A 14,650-nucleotide genomic window follows, 5' to 3' on the forward strand; every position below is an offset into this window, starting at 1 on the left:
AATCAAAGCGCTGATTCAAATGGTTTTATTGAGCGCATGACCTGCCCGGCCCTTCGCCCGGCACAGCCGGGATGCCGGACCACGGCCTCCCACCAGATTCGTGTAAGCCATTGATTTACGAGGAAACACGGACCCCGTGGGAGGCCGGCTGTGCCGGGCGATCTGCACAATCCTTCAATACACCCAGGCCCCACCCCGCCACACTGGCGCTTTGCACAACAAGACCGACCCCATGCACCCGAACCTTGCCCTGCCCACCCATGCCTTTCGCCAAGGCGCCCTGGCCATCGTGCCGCTGTCATTGGCCTGCGCCCCCTGGGGCCTGCTCGCCGGTTCACTGGCGATCGACGCCGGCCTCAGCCCCGCCCAAGGCCAGGGCTTGTCGGCTTTCGTGTTCGCCGGGGCGGCGCAACTGGTGGCCATCGGCATGCTCAAGGGCGGCGCCAACCTGCTGTCGATCCTGCTCACCACCGCCCTGCTCACCTCCCAGCACCTGCTGTACGGCCTGCACATGCGCGCCCACCTTGGCGGGCTGCCGGCCCGTTGGCGGCTGGGCCTGGGCTTTTTGCTCACCGACGAATTCTTCGCCCTTACCAGCCACCACACCCCGCAGGTGTTCAACCGCTGGTACGCGCTGGGGGTGGGGCTGACCTTCTACCTGGCCTGGAACGCCTTTACCCTGGCCGGCATCGCCGTGGGCAAAAGCCTGCCAGGGCTGGCCGGGCTGGGGCTGGACTTCACCATCGCCGCCACCTTCATCGCGCTGATCACCCCGCAGGTGCGCAACCTGCCCAGCGCCCTGTGCGTGGTGGTGGCCTTGCTCGGCTCGGTGCTGCTGAACTACTGGCACGTCGAGGCGGCGCTGGTGCTCTCGGGCCTGGCCGGGATGGTCGCCGGCTATGCCTGCAAACGTTTCCAGGAGGCGCGCTGATGTTCGTTTGGCTGGTGATACTGGGCATGGCCCTGCTGGTGTTCCTCAACCGCTACCTGTTCCTCGAGCCGCGCCTGCCCCTGAAGCTGGGCAAAGGCCTGCGGGATTTTCTCGGCTTTGCCGTGCCGGGCATGCTCACCGCCATCTGCGCGCCGATCATTTTCCTGCCCGATCACGCGCTAAACCTGTCGCCGGCCAACCCGTACCTGCTGGCCGGCCTGTGCGCGGTGGGCTTGATGGTGTGGACGCGCAGCGTGCTGGGCACGCTGGTGGGCAGCGCGTGTGTGTTTTATCTGCTGCGGTGGTGGCTGTGAGGGCCCTGCACGCCTGCGCAATCATCCCGCCGAACTCTGAAAAATCGCCTATGGTTGTGAGAGTCCACGACCTGAGGTGCCGTTATGGAAATCGCGTCCCTGTTTGACCAGCTACACACGTTGCCCAGCATTCCCAAGGTCGCCCAGGACCTGATCCTGCAGTTCGACAACCCCAATTCGAGCCTGGATGCCGTCGCCGCCAACATCGAGAAAGACCCAGTCATCTCGGCGAAAATCCTTCGCCTGGCCAACTCCGCGCGGTTCCGCGGCGCGCGGGAGTCCACCAGCATCCAGGACGCCGCCTCGCGGTTGGGCTTCAACACCCTGCGCACGCTGGTGCTGGCCAGTGCCGTGACCGGCGCGTTCAAGGCCGGGCCGTCGTTCGACCTCAAGGCCTTCTGGATGAAAAGCTTTGAAGTGGCGGGTATTTCCCGGGTGATCGCCAAGCAAACCGGCGCCGACGCCGAAACGGCGTTTACCAGCGGCATGATGCACAACATCGGTGAGCTGCTGATCCAGACCGGCGCCCCGGACGTGGCCGAGCGCTTCAACAGCAGCGCCAAGGGCAACACCGCCGGCCACGTGGCCAGCGAAAACCTGCGCCTGGGCTTTGGTTACCCGGAGGTGGGCGCCGAGCTGGCGCGCCGCTGGAACCTGCCGAAGGTGATCCAGGAAGCCATCGCCTACCAGGCGCGGCCGCTGCAATCGCCCGAGGGCAGCAGCCAGCCGACCATTCTCGCCCAGGCGATCCTGGTGGCCGACGCACTCGACAGCCACGGCGGCCTGACCGACGAAGCCAAGGCCGCGCTGGGCAACCCGCTGATCGAGAAGCTCGACCTCGATGCGCTGTTCACCGCCCTGGCGCCGGTGATCGAAGCCGACAAGGCGTTTGCCCAACTGCTCGCATAACCCCCTTGCATGCCAGGGCCTGGCGCGTTTGAATCACAGGCCCTGCGCAACCAAAGCCAAGCCCCCATGCCCAACCCTACCGGTCGCCGCCGTGATTTCCTGTTCGCGGCCTTTGCTTTTTCCGTGGCGATGGTCGGCACCACGCTGCCCACGCCGCTGTACGTGCTGTACCAACAACAACTGGGCTTCGGCCCCACCTGGCTGACGTTGATCTTCTCGATCTACGCCGCCGGGGTGATCGCCGCGCTGCTGCTGGTCGGCAGTTGGAGCGACCAACTCGGCCGGCGCCCGCTGCTGGCCGCCGGCATGCTGATGGGCGCGATCAGCGCGGTGATCTTCCTCTATGCCGGGTCGATCCCGGCGCTGCTGGTGGGCCGGCTGTTTTCCGGCTTCAGCGCCGGGATCATGACCGGCGCCGCCACCGTGGCGGTGATCGAGGCCGCCCCGGCCGCCTGGCGCCAGCACGCCACGCTGATGGCCACCGCCGCCAACATGCTCGGCCTGGGCCTGGGGCCGTTGCTCGCCGGGTTTACCTCGCAATACCTGCCCTGGCCACTGCACCTGGTGTTCTGGCTGCACCTGGGGCTGTTGGCGCTGGCGCTGCTGGCGGTCGCGGCACTGAGCGAAACCGCCCCGCGCCCGGCGCGGCCACGCTTGCGCATCCAGCGCCCGGCGGTGCCCAAGGCGGTGCGGCCGTGGTTCATTCCCGCGTCGATCGGCGGCCTGGCTGGCTTCAGCGTGGCCGGGGTGTTCACCAGCCTGGTGCCGTCGATTCTCGGCCAGGTGATCGGCGTGCACAGCGCGCTGCTGATCGGCGCGCTGATCGGGTTGTTCTTCCTCGCCTCGGTGCTCGGCCAGGCCGCCTTGAAGTGGCTGCCGGCGGCGCGGCACATGGCGCTGGGCTGCAGCGGCCTGTGCCTGGGCATGCTCGCGCTGGGGCTGGCGATCGGCTGGGCGCAGCTGTGGCTGTTGCTGGCCGCCGCGCTGCTGGCCGGCGCCGGCCAGGGCATGGTGTTCCGTGCCGGGATGGCGGCGGTGGCCCAGGCCAGCCCGGCCCAGGAAAAAGCCGCAATCACCTCAGCGCTGTTCGTGGTGCTGTACGTTTGCATGTCGCTGCCGGTGATCGCCCTGGGGCTGTGCATCCCGCTGTTTGGCCTGCGCCCGACCGGCGAAGCGTTCAGCGCGGTGGTGGCGGTGGTGGCGCTGCTCGCGCTGGCCAGCATGAAGCGCGCCGAACGCCGCCAGCAGGGGCTCAGCGCCGCGGGGTGAAGGTGTCGGCGTACTGCTGGCTACGCGGCAGCCCGGCCATGAACAGCGCGCGGGCAAAGGCCTCGACGCTGGCCGGGCCGCCGCACAGCAGCGCCACCGCGCGGCGTGGCACGCGCAGGCTGGCCGGGAGTTGCGCCAGGTACTGCACCTGCAAACCGGGGTGCTCGGCCTGCAGTGCCTCCAGCGCCGCGCGCTGGTAGTGCTCGCTGGCCACGTGCAGCAGCTGGATTGGCCCTTCGTGGCCCTGCCGCAAGGCCTCGCGCAGCACCCCGTACAACGGCGCGAGGCCGGTGCCGGCGGCCAGCAGCCACAACGGCTGGGCGTGCCAGGCCGGGTCGTAATGCAGGGCGCCACCGTGCAGTTCACCCAGGCCGAGGCTGCTACCGGCCACCAGGCCGCGGGCGGCGTCGATAAACGCACCGGGCTGGCGGCAGTCGAGGTGGAACTCCAGCGCGCGATCTTCACCCGGCAGGCTGGCCAGCGAATACGGCCGCGCCACCCCCTCGAGCCACAGCACCAGATGCTGGCCGGCGCGGTACGCCAGCGGCCGTTGCGGCAGCACGCGCAGGCGCAGCACGTGCGGCGACGGCCAGGCGGCGTCGATCACCTGCGCCTGCAGGGCGTCGCGGCGGGGGTCGAAGGTGGCCACTTGCAGGTCACTGACCACCTGGCACTGGCACGCCAGCCGCCAGCCCTCGGCGCGGGCTTCAGGGGCCAGTGCCTGGGGCTGGGCGTCGGCCGGTTCACCTTGCTCACAGCGCACCAGGCAGGCGTGGCAACTGCCGGCGCGGCAGCTGTAGAGCACCGCCACCCCGGCGGCGTTGAGGGCATCGAGCAGGTTGCTGCCCGGCGCCACCTGCCAGCGCCGCCCGCCTGCGGCCAGTTCAGGCATCGACGGCATTCCACGCCGGCAGGCACTGGTTGCGGCCGTTGCGCTTGGCTTCGTAGAGGGCTTTGTCGGCGCGCTGCAAGGCGTCGTCGAGGTCATCGCCGGGGGCGAGCAGGGTCATCCCCGCCGACAAACTCAGCGGCGCCACCCGCCCGGCCACCGGCGCGGCGTTCTGGTAGGCCAGGCGCAGGCGCTCGCAGCACAGGGTCAGGCGCTCGGTGTCCGAGCCCAGCAACAACAGCACGAACTCTTCGCCGCCATAGCGGGCCAGCACATCGCCGTCGCGCAGGCAGGTCGCCGCCACCTGGGCGAAGGCCTGCAGCACCTGGTCGCCAGCGGCATGGCCGTGCACGTCGTTGATGCGCTTGAAGTGGTCGAGGTCGATCAGCGCCAGGCCGTGGTGCAGCCCCGGGCGTAGCATGGACAGCTCGCGCGAGGCCAGGCGCAGGAAGTGCCGGCGGTTGAACAGCCCGGTGAGTTCGTCGGTGGCGACCAGGTCTTCGAGCTGGCGCATCATCCCGCGCAGGGTGTCTTGGTGGGCCTGCAGGGCGAAGCGCCGCTGGCGCATGCGGTGGCGCGAGGCCTGCACATAGCTGGCGTACAGGCACAGCCACAGCAACCCCACCGCCAGCACCCCGGCCTGCATCAGCGCCACGCGCTGGTCGCCCAGGCTGCCGGCCCACCCCAGCGCCAGCAGCATCGCGCAAAAACAGCCGAAGGCCACCACCGCGCAGCGCACGAACACCGGCCGGCTCAGGTGGAACAGGCCGAACAGCAATAGAATGAAGTAGAACACCATGAACAGCCCGCGCAGGCTGTCGGCGACTGCCAGCAGGCAGGTCAGCGCCACGGTCGCCAGCAGCACCTGGGGCTGGGTCAGGCTGGGGTCGGCAAAGCGATGGTTGGCCTGGCTGAGGAACATCGCCAGCAGCCCGCCCTGGCAGCCGAGCGCCACTGCGCTGCCCAGCACCGCGCAGCTCAGCGGCAGGTTCACCAACCCGGCGAACCAGCCCAGCCACGCCAGCGCCAGCACTAGCACGTAGGTGCCCGCCGCGAGAATGAACCGCTTGAGCAGCAATCCCTGCAGGCTTTTTTCAGTCACTCGTTGACTCACCGTGCTCAAGGCGACTCCATCCCTGGCCGATACCACTGGATATGGCAAGGTGCCACTTTAGTGATATGCATCAGAAATAACCATCCCCCAGCGTCTGGCACGGGCCAAAAAGTTGCCCGTTCGGTTGAAACGGCAGGCCGATCACCGACCAACGTTTAAAGCGCAAGCGCTGCGCCCCGCGTTTGCCTGCGGTATACTGCCGCGCCTTTTCGCGCGGCCTGGCCTGGCCGCGAACGATGCCTATGTTCCCGCCTGATAGAGGAGCGCGCTGCATGACCGTGATCAAGCAAGACGACCTGATTCAAAGCGTCGCCGATGCCCTGCAATTCATCTCGTACTACCACCCCGTAGACTTCATTCAGGCCATGCATGAAGCCTACCTGCGCGAAGAATCCCCCGCCGCACGCGATTCGATTGCCCAGATCCTGATCAATTCCCGCATGTGCGCGACCGGCCATCGGCCCATCTGCCAGGACACCGGCATCGTCACCGTGTTCGTGCGCGTGGGCATGGACGTGCGCTGGGACGGCGCCACCCTGAGCGTCGACGACATGATCAACGAAGGCGTGCGCCGCGCCTACAACCTGCCAGACAACGTACTGCGCGCCTCGATCCTCGCCGACCCGGCCGGCAGCCGCAAGAACACCAAAGACAACACCCCGGCGGTGATCCACTACTCGATCGTGCCGGGCAACACCGTCGAGGTCGACGTCGCGGCCAAGGGCGGCGGCTCGGAAAACAAATCGAAGATGGCCATGCTCAACCCGTCCGACTCGATCGTCGACTGGGTACTGAAAACCGTGCCGACCATGGGCGCGGGCTGGTGCCCACCGGGCATGCTCGGCATCGGCATCGGCGGCACCGCCGAGAAAGCCGCGGTGATGGCCAAGGAAGTGTTGATGGAGTCCATCGACATCCATGATCTGAAGGCCCGCGGCCCGCAGAACCGCATCGAAGAAATGCGCCTGGAGCTGTTCGACAAGGTCAACCAGCTGGGCATCGGTGCCCAGGGCCTGGGCGGCCTGACCACCGTGCTCGACGTGAAGATCATGGACTACCCAACCCACGCCGCCTCGCTGCCGGTGTGCATGATCCCCAACTGCGCCGCCACCCGCCACGCGCACTTCGTGCTCGACGGCAGCGGCCCGGCCAGCCTCGAAGCGCCGCCCCTCGACGCCTACCCGGAAATCGTCTGGGAAGCCGGCCCGTCGGCGCGCCGGGTGAACCTCGACACCCTCACCCCCGAAGAAGTGCAAACCTGGCAGCCGGGTGAAACCGTACTGCTCAACGGCAAGATGCTCACCGGCCGCGACGCCGCGCACAAGCGCATGGTCGATATGCTCAACAAGGGCGAGCAACTGCCGGTCGACCTCAAGGGCCGCTTCATCTATTACGTCGGCCCGGTCGACCCCGTGCGCGAAGAAGTGGTTGGCCCGGCGGGCCCGACCACCGCAACGCGGATGGACAAGTTCACCCGGCAGATCCTCGAGCAAACCGGCCTGTTGGGCATGATCGGCAAATCCGAGCGCGGCCCAACCGCGATCGACGCCATCCGCGACAACAAAGCCGTGTACCTGATGGCCGTGGGCGGCGCTGCCTACCTAGTGGCCCAGGCGATCAAGAAGTCGCGAGTGCTGGCGTTCCCTGAACTGGGGATGGAAGCGATCTACGAGTTCGACGTCACTGACATGCCGGTGACCGTTGCGGTCGACAGCAAGGGTGAGTCGGTGCACATCACCGGGCCTGCGATCTGGCAGAGCAAGATTGCCGAGAGCCTGGCGGTGGAAGTGAAGTAAGGGGGCCAGCCGCAAGGGTTGAGCTTCAAGCAGCAAGAGAGACCGCGGCGCCGGGTGCGCCGCGGTCTTTTTTTATGGCCGCAGGTTGATGGAAGAGACCAACCTGTGAGCGTTGCTGATGGTGTGCATGAGCTTACAGATTGATCCCTTCCTTAAAGCCGTGAAATGGCTTAAGTGAACAGCATTACGGCTGTGCGGGAGCTGAGCGCCAAGGCGCAGAACCTGGCCAACCACAAGTACATCAGTTGCCTGACCGCGTGCCGCTATGGCGACGAGCGCAGTGTGATCGGCGCGCTTACCTATCGCTGGTAAGCGCCGGCGGCGTGGCAGGCACCGGGCGGTGCCGCCACGCCCACACCTCAGTGGTGCTCGCGGGTGGCGCGAAATTTCACGTCCGGCCAACGCTCTTCCATCACCGCCAGGTTGACCCGGGTCGGCGCCAGGTAGGTGAGGTGGCCACCGCCGTCGATGGCGAGGTTTTCCATGGCCTTGTTTTCGAAGTCTTCGAGCTTCTTCTTGTCGGCGCAGTCGATCCAGCGCGCCGACCACACGGTGATCGGCTCGTACACGCACTCGACCTTGTACTCTTCCTTCAAGCGGCTGGCGACCACGTCGAACTGCAGCACACCGACCGCGCCGAGGATGATGTCGTTGCTACGCTGCGGGAAGAACACCTGGGTGGCGCCCTCTTCGGCCAACTGCTGCAGGCCCTGGCGCAGCTGCTTGGACTTGAGCGGGTCTTTCAAACGTACCCGGCGGAACAGCTCCGGGGCGAAGTGCGGGATGCCGGTGAAGCCCAGCGCCTCGCCTTCGCTGAAGGTGTCGCCAATCTGGATGGTGCCGTGGTTGTGCAGGCCGATGATGTCGCCCGCCCAGGCTTCCTCGAGCTGTTCACGCTCGGAGGAGAAGAACGTCAGGGCGTCGCCGATGCGCAGGTCTTTGCCCAGGCGCACGTGGCGCATCTTCATGCCTTTTTCGTACTTGCCCGAGCAGATGCGCATGAACGCGATGCGGTCGCGGTGCTTGGGGTCCATGTTCGCCTGGATCTTGAAGATGAACCCGCTGAACTTCTGCTCCACCGGCTCGACCACCCGCTCGCGGGCTTCGCGGGGCAGCGGCTTGGGCGCCCAGTCGACCACGGCATCGAGCACGTGGTCGACGCCGAAGTTGCCCAGGGCGGTGCCGAAGAACACCGGGGTGAGCTCGCCGCGGAAGAACTCATCGGCATCGAACGGGTGGCAGGCGACCTGCACCAGCTCGAGCTGTTCGACGAAACGCTCGTACTCGTCGCCCAGGTAGGCGCGCGCCTCGGCCGAGTCCAGGCCCTGGATGATCTTCGCCTCGGTGCGCTCATGGCCGTGGCCCGGGGTGTAGGCCACGATGTAGTCGCCGGCCAGGTGGTAAACGCCCTTGAAGTCGCGGTAGCAACCGATCGGCCAGGTGATCGGCGCGGCCTTGATCTTCAGCACCGCTTCGATTTCATCGAGCAGCTCGACCGGGTCACGGATGTCGCGGTCAAGCTTGTTGATGAAGCTGACGATCGGCGTGTCGCGCAGGCGGCACACGTCCATCAGGGCGATGGTGCGCGGCTCGACGCCCTTACCGCCGTCGAGCACCATCAGCGCCGAGTCCACCGCGGTGAGGGTGCGGTAGGTGTCTTCGGAGAAGTCTTCGTGGCCGGGGGTGTCGAGCAGGTTGATCATGTGCTCGCGGTAGGGGAACTGCATCACCGAGGTGGTGATGGAAATACCCCGTTGCTTTTCCATTTCCATCCAGTCGGAGGTCGCGTGGCGGTCGGATTTACGCGACTTCACCGTTCCCGCCACGGCGATTGCCTTGCCCATCAGCAGGAGTTTTTCCGTGATGGTGGTTTTACCCGCGTCGGGGTGGGAAATGATGGCGAAGGTACGGCGCTTCGCGACTTCAGCGGCCTGTTGGGTCATGAAGGGTGCCCGGGGAACGGTAAAAAAAGGGCCGGAATTATAGCGCGGGTGGTTCTGCTTGTGGGGATTGTGTGATTGCGGGCCTAGTGCCTGAAAGTGCCTACCCCCCACCTGTCGAGTTTTTCAAACACCCTGAAACACATACAGGGCTTGGCCCAAAGCCGTTTCAGCGCCACCCTGCCCTCCCCCCTGCGACCTCACAGCGCTGGCCAAATGCCGCCTCGCATGGGAACCTTTTAAAAGATGGAGACGTCCATTCCCCCGTTACGACCTTCCGTACGGGGCTGATTCATCGGCAATTTTCAGCCTGACGGGGTTGTGCTCATGGCCCGAACCGCGCCCTGTATTCCAGGCCACGCGACCGGGCTGCTTCTCGCGCAGCCGGCACCGGCCGCCCCTTGTGGGCACTGGCCAACGCCCGCGCTGCGCCGACTGAAAATAGGAGTCCATCTGTGGCTAATGGCTATGGAAAGGGGCTGATGGGGACCGCGGCTATCGTGGTTGTCCTCGCCCTGCTGGTCCACTGGATCGGCATAGACACGCTGCGGCACTATCAGGATGACCTGTGGTTCTACCTGCAGGCGCACCTTGAGCTGGTCCTGGCATCGATGCTCGCCGCCATCCTGGTCGGCATCCCCGCTGGCATCTGGCTCAGCCGCCCTCAGCGCGCGCACAGCGCTGAGCGCTTCATGCAAGTGTTCAATATCGGTAACACCGTCCCGCCCCTGGCCGTACTGGCCATCGCCCTGGGCATTCTCGGCATTGGTGCCGGCCCGGCGATCTTCGCGCTGTTCCTCGCCTCGTTGCTGCCGATCGTGCGCAACACCTACGAAGGCCTGAAAAACGTTGAAGGCTCGCTCAAGGAAGCCGCCACCGGCATCGGCATGACGCCCCGCCAGGTGCTCTGGCAAGTCGAACTGCCCAATGCCGTGCCGATCATCATCGGCGGCGTGCGAGTGGCGCTGGCGCTCAACGTGGGCACCGCCCCGCTGTCGTTCCTGATCGGCGCCAACAGCCTGGGCAGCTTGATTTTCCCGGGCATTGCCTTGAACAACCAGCCGCAACTGGTACTGGGTGCCGCCTGCACCGCGCTGCTGGCGCTGCTGCTCGATGGCCTGGTGACCTTCGCCAGCCGTACCTGGCTCGAACGAGGGCTGGCGCCGGCTCGCTGAGCCCGCCGACAAGGACCGAACATGAAGAAGACAAGCTTGATACTGGGCCTGGCCCTGCTGTGGGCGAGTGCCGCCCAGGCGCAGAGCGCCGTGTTGCGGGTGGGCGCGCGGGTGTTCACCGAACAGACCGTGCTCGCCACCCTGACCGCCGAATACCTCAAGGCCAAGGGCTACGACGTGCAGATTACCTCCGGGCTGGGCAGCAACATCGCCCGCAGCGCCCAGGAGACCGGCCAGCTCGACCTGCTGTGGGAATACACCGGCGTGTCGCTGGTGTCGTACAACCACGTGAACGAGAAGCTCGACAGCGACGCTACCTACCAACGGGTGAAAGAGCTCGACGCGAAAAAAGGCCTGGTGTGGCTGGCGCCGTCGAAGTTCAACAACACCTACGCGCTGGCCTTCCCCGACAAGATCGCCCAGCAGTACCCGCAGGTGAACACCATCAGCCAGTTGAACCAGCTGCTCAAGGCCGAGCCGAAAAAAAGCCACGTGCTGGCCCTGGACACCGAATTCGCCAACCGCCCCGACGGGTTGGTCGGCCTGACCGAAACCTACGGCCTGGCATTCACCCGCCGCGACATCCGCCAGATGGACGCGGGCCTGGTGTACACCGCGCTGCGCAACGGCCAGGTGTTCACCGGGTTGGTCTACACCACCGACGGCCGCCTCGATGCGTTCAAGCTCAAGGTGCTCGAAGACGACCTGCATTACTTCCCCGACTACACCGCCGCCCCGGTGGTGCGCAAGGAGTACCTCGACGCCCACCCGAACCTGGCGGCGCTGCTCAAGCCCCTGGCCGACCTGCTCGACAACGCCACCATGCGCCAGCTCAACGCCCGGGTCGACGTCGACCACGCCAGCCCGACCTCGGTCGCCCGCGATTTCCTCGCGCAGCACCCTGAACTGAACCAGGAGGCGCCATGAGCTTTTTAGACACCTTCGCCCACATCGACTGGCACCAGGTGCTGCAACTCACTGGCCAGCACGTGATGCTGGTCGGCGTGGCGGTCACCCTGGCGATCTTGGTGGGCGTGCCGATCGGCATCGTGATGACCCGCTTCCCGGTGCTCGCCGGCCCCTTGCAGGCCAGCGCCACGGTGCTGCTGACCATCCCGTCGATCGCCCTGTTCGGCCTGCTGCTGCCGTTCTACTCGAAGTTCGGCCAGGGCCTCGGCCCCCTGCCGGCGATCACCGCGGTATTCCTGTATTCGCTGCTGCCGATCCTGCGCAACACCTACCTGGCGCTGACCAGCGTCGAACCAGGCATTCGTGAAGCCGCGCGCGGCATCGGCATGACCTTCGGCCAGCGCCTGCGCATGGTCGAGCTGCCCATCGCGGTACCGGTGATCCTTGCCGGCGTACGCACCGCGGTGGTGATGAACATCGGCGTGATGACCATCGCCGCCACCATCGGGGCCGGCGGCCTCGGTGTACTTATCCTGACCTCCATCAGCCGGAGTGACATGTCGATGCTGATCGTCGGCGCGGTACTGGTGAGCGTGCTCGCCATCATCGCCGACCTGCTCCTGCAATGGCTGCAACGCTCGCTGACCCCGAAAGGACTGCTCAAATGATCGAACTCCAGAACCTCACCAAAACCTTCCAGAGCAACGGCAAAGACGTGCGCGCCGTCGACTCGGTCAGCCTGACCGTCAACGAGGGCGAGATCTGCGTGTTCCTCGGGCCGTCTGGCTGCGGCAAGAGCACCACGTTGAAGATGATCAACCGCCTGATCGAGCCCACCTCGGGCAAGGTGCTGATCAACGGCGAAGACACCACCTCGCTGGACGAGGTGACCCTGCGCCGGCAGATCGGCTACGTGATCCAGCAGATCGGCCTGTTCCCGAACATGACCATCGAAGAGAACATCACCGTGGTGCCGCGCCTGCTGGGCTGGGACAAAGCCCGCTGCGCCGAGCGCGCCAAAGAGCTGATGAGCATGATCAAGCTCGAGCCCAAGCAGTACCTGCAGCGCTACCCGCGTGAGCTCTCCGGCGGCCAGCAACAGCGCATCGGGGTGATCCGCGCGCTGGCGGCCGAAGCGCCGCTGCTGCTGATGGACGAACCCTTCGGCGCGGTCGACCCGATCAACCGCGAGATGATCCAGAACGAATTCTTCGAGATGCAGCGGGCGCTGAACAAGACCGTGATCATGGTCAGCCACGACATCGACGAAGCGCTCAAGCTGGGCGACAAGATTGCCATTTTCCGCGCGGGCAAGCTGATCCAGATCGACCACCCCGACACCCTGCTGGCGCACCCGGCCGATGACTTCGTCAGCAACTTCGTCGGCCAGGACAGCACCCTCAAGCGCCTGCTGCTGGTCAAGGCCGAAGACGCCGCCGACAACGCGCCCTCGGCCAGCCCGGAAACCCCGGTGGCCGAAGCGCTGGAGCTGATGGACGAGCACGACCGCCGCTACGTGGTGGTCACCGACGCCGCCAACAAGGCCAAGGGCTACGTGCGCCGGCGCGACCTGCACCGCCAGAGCGGCAGCTGCGCCGACTACCTGCGCGAGTTCAACGCCACCGCCGCCTACGACGAAAATCTGCGCATCCTGCTGTCGCGCATGTACGAGTTCAACCGCGCCTGGCTGCCGGTGCTCGACGCCGAGAATGTATTCCTTGGCGAAGTGACCCAGGAATCGATCGCCGCCTACCTGAGCTCGGGCCGCTCGCGCGGGATGAAAACCAACATTACCTCGCCGGCTGAGCAAGCGGCGGGCTGACCCCTGGCGGGGCCCGCGCCGTTCATCTTGTAACGGCGCGGGAACACCTGCCTGTCATATCGGTCGTTTAAATAGATGAGGGCAACTTTCGCCCCTTGTTTAATTTATTTAAGCGCGACGTTGAATTTATTTAAACGCGACATTTTTAGTTGATCTTGGCCCCCTCTCGCCCTACAGTGCGCGCCGAGCGTCCATGCTGGAAACGATCCATCCGGCTCAAGTACTGACGACGAGACAGCAAGGTCACCCCCTACCGCGGCGTGACCTTTTTGCTTTCGGCGACATGCCTTGGGAAGTAGGCGAACCAAAGTGGGGATACGGAGGGCGCTTGGGTTTCAACCACTTACATTCACCGTTTGCCACTTGAGGAGTTCCTGCCCATGTCGATCAAGGTCGAAGATTACTACCCTCGCGACACCTTCCAGAAAATGAAGGCGTTCGCCGACACGCAAGAAACCCCATTCGTGGTCATCGACACCGGGATGATCAGCCAGGCCTACGACGACCTGCGCGCCGGCTTCGAGTTCGCCAAGGTGTACTACGCGGTCAAGGCCAACCCGGCCGTCGAGATCATCAACCTGCTGCGCGACAAAGGCTCGAGCTTCGACATCGCCTCCACCTATGAGCTCGACAAGGTCATGGGCTGCGGCGTAGGCCCAGAGCGCATCAGCTACGGCAACACCATCAAAAAAGCCCGCGACGTGCGCTACTTCTACGAGAAGGGCGTGCGCCTGTTCGCCACCGACTCCGAAGCCGACCTGCGCAACATCGCCAAGGCCGCGCCGGGCGCGAAGGTGTACGTGCGCATCCTCACCGACGGCTCCACCTCGGCCGACTGGCCGCTGTCGCGCAAGTTCGGCTGCAACCCGGACATGGCCCTGGACCTGCTGATCCTCGCCAAGCAACTGGGCCTGGTGCCGTACGGTGTGAGCTTCCACGTGGGTAGCCAGCAGCGCGACATCGACGTATGGGACTCGGCCATCGCCAAGGTGAAGGTGATCTTCGAGCGCCTGAAGGAAGAAGACGGCATCACCCTGCAGATGATCAACATGGGTGGCGGCTTCCCGGCCAACTACATCCAGCGCACCAACAGCCTGGAAACCTACGCGGAAGAGATCATCCGCTTCCTCAAGGAAGACTTCGGCGACGACCTGCCGGAAATCATCCTCGAGCCAGGCCGTTCGCTGATCGCCAACGCCGGTATCTTGGTCAGTGAAGTGGTGCTGGTGGCGCGCAAGTCGCGCACCGCGGTCGAGCGCTGGGTGTACACCGATGTGGGCAAGTTCTCCGGCCTGATCGAAACCACCGACGAGTCGATCAAGTTCCCGATCTGGACCGACAAGAAAGGCGAAGACGAAGAAGTGGTCATCGCCGGCCCCACCTGCGACAGCGCCGACATCATGTACGAGAACTACAAGTACGGCCTGCCGCTGAACCTGGCGAGCGGTGACCGCCTGTACTGGCTGTCGACCGGTGCCTACACCACCAGCTACAGCGCCGTGGAATTCAACGGCTTCCCGCCGCTGAAGTCGTTCTACCTGTAAGCTGTACGGGCGTTAACAAAAAGGCGGCACGTGAATCA

Annotated in this window: 14 protein-coding genes; 11 read left to right on the plus strand and 3 right to left on the minus strand. The window is 65.5% G+C overall.

Annotated elements, in window-relative coordinates; translation table 11 throughout:
* Positions 1-232: 232 nt before the first annotated feature.
* From ACFZCE_RS00315 to ACFZCE_RS00330, 4 genes are all read left to right on the plus strand, one after another.
* A complete protein-coding gene (locus ACFZCE_RS00315; RefSeq protein ID WP_390935009.1) occupies positions 233-931 on the plus strand; it encodes an AzlC family ABC transporter permease in 699 nt (232 codons plus the stop codon).
* Complete coding sequence (locus tag ACFZCE_RS00320) at positions 931-1,245, plus strand: AzlD domain-containing protein (RefSeq protein ID WP_390935011.1); 315 nt, start codon at positions 931-933, stop codon at positions 1,243-1,245. The genes ACFZCE_RS00315 and ACFZCE_RS00320 overlap by 1 nt, the downstream gene beginning before the upstream one ends.
* Before the next feature lie 84 nt (positions 1,246-1,329).
* Positions 1,330-2,154: an HDOD domain-containing protein gene (locus tag ACFZCE_RS00325; protein WP_390935013.1), complete on the plus strand. Its 825-nt coding sequence runs from the start codon at positions 1,330-1,332 to the stop codon at positions 2,152-2,154.
* A gap of 66 nt (positions 2,155-2,220) precedes the next feature.
* Positions 2,221-3,423, plus strand: a complete 1,203-nt coding sequence (locus ACFZCE_RS00330; RefSeq protein WP_390935015.1) for an MFS transporter — start codon at positions 2,221-2,223, stop codon at positions 3,421-3,423.
* Here the strand turns inward: ACFZCE_RS00330 and ACFZCE_RS00335 are convergent.
* Both ACFZCE_RS00335 and ACFZCE_RS00340 read right to left on the minus strand, forming a co-directional pair.
* On the minus strand, positions 3,407-4,315 hold the full coding sequence (locus ACFZCE_RS00335) for an iron-sulfur-binding ferredoxin reductase (RefSeq protein WP_390935017.1): 909 nt from the start codon (positions 4,313-4,315) through the stop codon (positions 3,407-3,409). The two genes, ACFZCE_RS00330 and ACFZCE_RS00335, sit on opposite strands and share 17 nt — an antisense overlap.
* Complete coding sequence (locus tag ACFZCE_RS00340; RefSeq protein WP_390936419.1) at positions 4,308-5,414, minus strand: diguanylate cyclase domain-containing protein; 1,107 nt, start codon at positions 5,412-5,414, stop codon at positions 4,308-4,310. The genes ACFZCE_RS00335 and ACFZCE_RS00340 overlap by 8 nt, the downstream gene beginning before the upstream one ends.
* 284 nt (positions 5,415-5,698) lie before the next feature.
* Here ACFZCE_RS00340 and ACFZCE_RS00345 point away from each other — a divergent pair, with 284 nt between their 5' ends.
* On the plus strand, positions 5,699-7,222 hold the full coding sequence (locus ACFZCE_RS00345) for a FumA C-terminus/TtdB family hydratase beta subunit (RefSeq protein ID WP_390935019.1): 1,524 nt from the start codon (positions 5,699-5,701) through the stop codon (positions 7,220-7,222).
* A gap of 174 nt (positions 7,223-7,396) precedes the next feature.
* On the plus strand, positions 7,397-7,534 hold the full coding sequence (locus ACFZCE_RS00350) for a hypothetical protein (RefSeq protein WP_390935021.1): 138 nt from the start codon (positions 7,397-7,399) through the stop codon (positions 7,532-7,534).
* A 47-nt stretch (positions 7,535-7,581) separates the two neighbouring features.
* On the opposite strand, the gene ACFZCE_RS00355 is transcribed toward ACFZCE_RS00350, so the two are convergent.
* The gene (locus ACFZCE_RS00355) at positions 7,582-9,165 is read right to left on the minus strand and encodes a peptide chain release factor 3 (RefSeq protein WP_390935023.1); all 1,584 of its coding nucleotides are present in this window, start codon (positions 9,163-9,165) and stop codon (positions 7,582-7,584) included.
* Between the two features lie 479 nt (positions 9,166-9,644).
* Here ACFZCE_RS00355 and ACFZCE_RS00360 point away from each other — a divergent pair, with 479 nt between their 5' ends.
* The 5 genes from ACFZCE_RS00360 (at position 9,645) to ACFZCE_RS00380 (ending at position 14,612) form a co-directional block, all read left to right on the plus strand.
* A complete protein-coding gene (locus ACFZCE_RS00360) occupies positions 9,645-10,337 on the plus strand; it encodes an ABC transporter permease subunit (protein ID WP_390935025.1) in 693 nt (230 codons plus the stop codon).
* Positions 10,338-10,358: 21 nt separating this feature from the next.
* The gene (locus tag ACFZCE_RS00365; protein WP_390935026.1) at positions 10,359-11,264 is read left to right on the plus strand and encodes a glycine betaine ABC transporter substrate-binding protein; all 906 of its coding nucleotides are present in this window, start codon (positions 10,359-10,361) and stop codon (positions 11,262-11,264) included.
* The gene (locus ACFZCE_RS00370; protein ID WP_390935027.1) at positions 11,261-11,914 is read left to right on the plus strand and encodes an ABC transporter permease subunit; all 654 of its coding nucleotides are present in this window, start codon (positions 11,261-11,263) and stop codon (positions 11,912-11,914) included. The genes ACFZCE_RS00365 and ACFZCE_RS00370 overlap by 4 nt, the downstream gene beginning before the upstream one ends.
* Positions 11,911-13,068 carry a betaine/proline/choline family ABC transporter ATP-binding protein gene (locus ACFZCE_RS00375; RefSeq protein ID WP_390935028.1) on the plus strand — a complete coding sequence of 386 codons (1,158 nt, stop codon included), beginning with the start codon at positions 11,911-11,913 and terminating at the stop codon, positions 13,066-13,068. Before ACFZCE_RS00370 ends, ACFZCE_RS00375 begins: the two co-directional genes overlap by 4 nt.
* A gap of 380 nt (positions 13,069-13,448) precedes the next feature.
* On the plus strand, positions 13,449-14,612 hold the full coding sequence (locus tag ACFZCE_RS00380; RefSeq protein WP_390935029.1) for a type III PLP-dependent enzyme: 1,164 nt from the start codon (positions 13,449-13,451) through the stop codon (positions 14,610-14,612).
* Positions 14,613-14,650: the final 38 nt, after the last annotated feature.

Origin of the sequence: Pseudomonas sp. NPDC007930 (assembly GCF_042958985.1) — a bacterium.
Classification (GTDB): domain Bacteria; phylum Pseudomonadota; class Gammaproteobacteria; order Pseudomonadales; family Pseudomonadaceae; genus Aquipseudomonas.